Annotated in this window: 1 protein-coding gene; it reads right to left on the reverse strand. The window is 55.4% G+C overall.

The features are described 5' to 3' along the window. Positions 1-195 precede the first annotated feature (195 nt). Positions 196-1,098: an OmpA/MotB family protein gene (locus ACOSYY_RS12345; protein WP_421662732.1), complete on the reverse strand. Its 903-nt coding sequence runs from the start codon at positions 1,096-1,098 to the stop codon at positions 196-198. Positions 1,099-1,578 lie beyond the last annotated feature (480 nt).

The following is a 1,578-nucleotide window of genomic DNA, read 5'->3' on the forward strand; positions in this document are numbered from 1 at the left end:
GATGAGCAAGTGATGTTGGACTAGAACACCATGCAGATAGGGCAGACGGGTAAGTCTGACCACGAAGCCCCGCTCTCGCCTTCTCGTCCCGTCATGGTCACGCTGCGGTTGGCGAGTCCCTGACCCGCCAACCGGGGGCACCAACACGTCGAGGATGTCACGCTCACGGTGCTGCACGATCGAGTCCATGCCGGATTATGACCTCGTCACAATGATTTCCACACGCCGATTCTTCGCACGGCCTCCGCCGGTTGTGTTGGACATCACCGGCTTGGTATCCGCCGCTCCCATGGCATGGGCGCCGGATAGACCGCCGCTTTCCAACGCCTCGACAGCGCTTTTGGCACGTGCTTCGGATAATTCTTTGTTCGAGGGGAATTTCTTCTTGAGCGCGCCCAAGATCGGCCGATTGTCGGTATGCCCCTCGACATGAACCTTATACTCCGGGAAATCGTGGAGGATGGCCCCGACCTGCTTGAGCGTCTCCACTCCAGCCGGCTTGAGTTGGTCTTCACCGGACCCAAACAAATAACCGGAGGCCAAATTCATGAGCAGGCGTTCGTTATTGAGATCGACGGTGATGTGCTGTTCTTCGATTTGCGGCTTGAGCGCTCGGACTAATCCACGTTCCGCCTCCTTCAATCTCGCCATTTCTGTGGAATATTCCTTCTCCCGATCGGCGAGTTGTGCCTCCAGATCTGCGTTGCGTTGCCGAGCAGCGGCCAGGTCCGCCGCCACGAGACTCGCGGCGCTGGCATCAGAACGAAGTACAGCAATCTCCTGATCGCGATCGGCAAGCTGCCGTTCTAAATCGCTCACTTGATTGCTGAGCGCTCCGTTGTGGAGCCGAGCGGTTTCCAGCTCGCCAGCTAACCGTTGCCGATCCCCTTCTAAGGCCGCAAGATGGGCCGCCGAAGCCAAGGCAACCGAACCTGATACATCGGGTGCCGCTGCCTTCGCTACAGATGGGCAGCCACTCTGTGGATGATAGCCATACCATCGGTCGACGCATACTGTAGGCTGCTTAATATACGAAGAACAGCCCGCCAGCGTGGCCAAGCACGCGATCACAATTGTGGTCGTGACTTTTGGCATCATGACCTCCTTCTATAATGGGGTTGTGTGGGACATCGGAGAATGCTGTATACCGCTCGGCAACATCGCGGTTCAGCGATTGCCTTACTGACGGCCTTCAGTAGACCGCGAATTTCCATCAATAATTTTCCTTGTTGGTGGAACCAGGCCGAGGAGGTGGTGTAAGAGAGGCGGTAGCCGATGTTGTTGGCACGTGATGAGCCGCTCTTTCCGAATGTTCCGATGATGACGCCGATCGCCATATCCAGGACATGCTGGCTCATGGGACAATGGGGACAATAGTATAAGGGCTTCACTGTAAGAAAACATCAGCTTTTTTTTAGAAATTGTGTACGGCAATTCCCCATAATGGATCTTCACCTAGGCTCAAAAAGGGGCAGTGTGACGAAACCAGAATGCTTCAGGTCATGCTACATACTGCTGGGTCAAGCTGTTGGGATCAGCAGGTTGACATCATTCGGCCTTGCAGATCCGTATAGAGGA

Source organism: Nitrospira sp. BLG_2, from assembly GCF_049222245.1.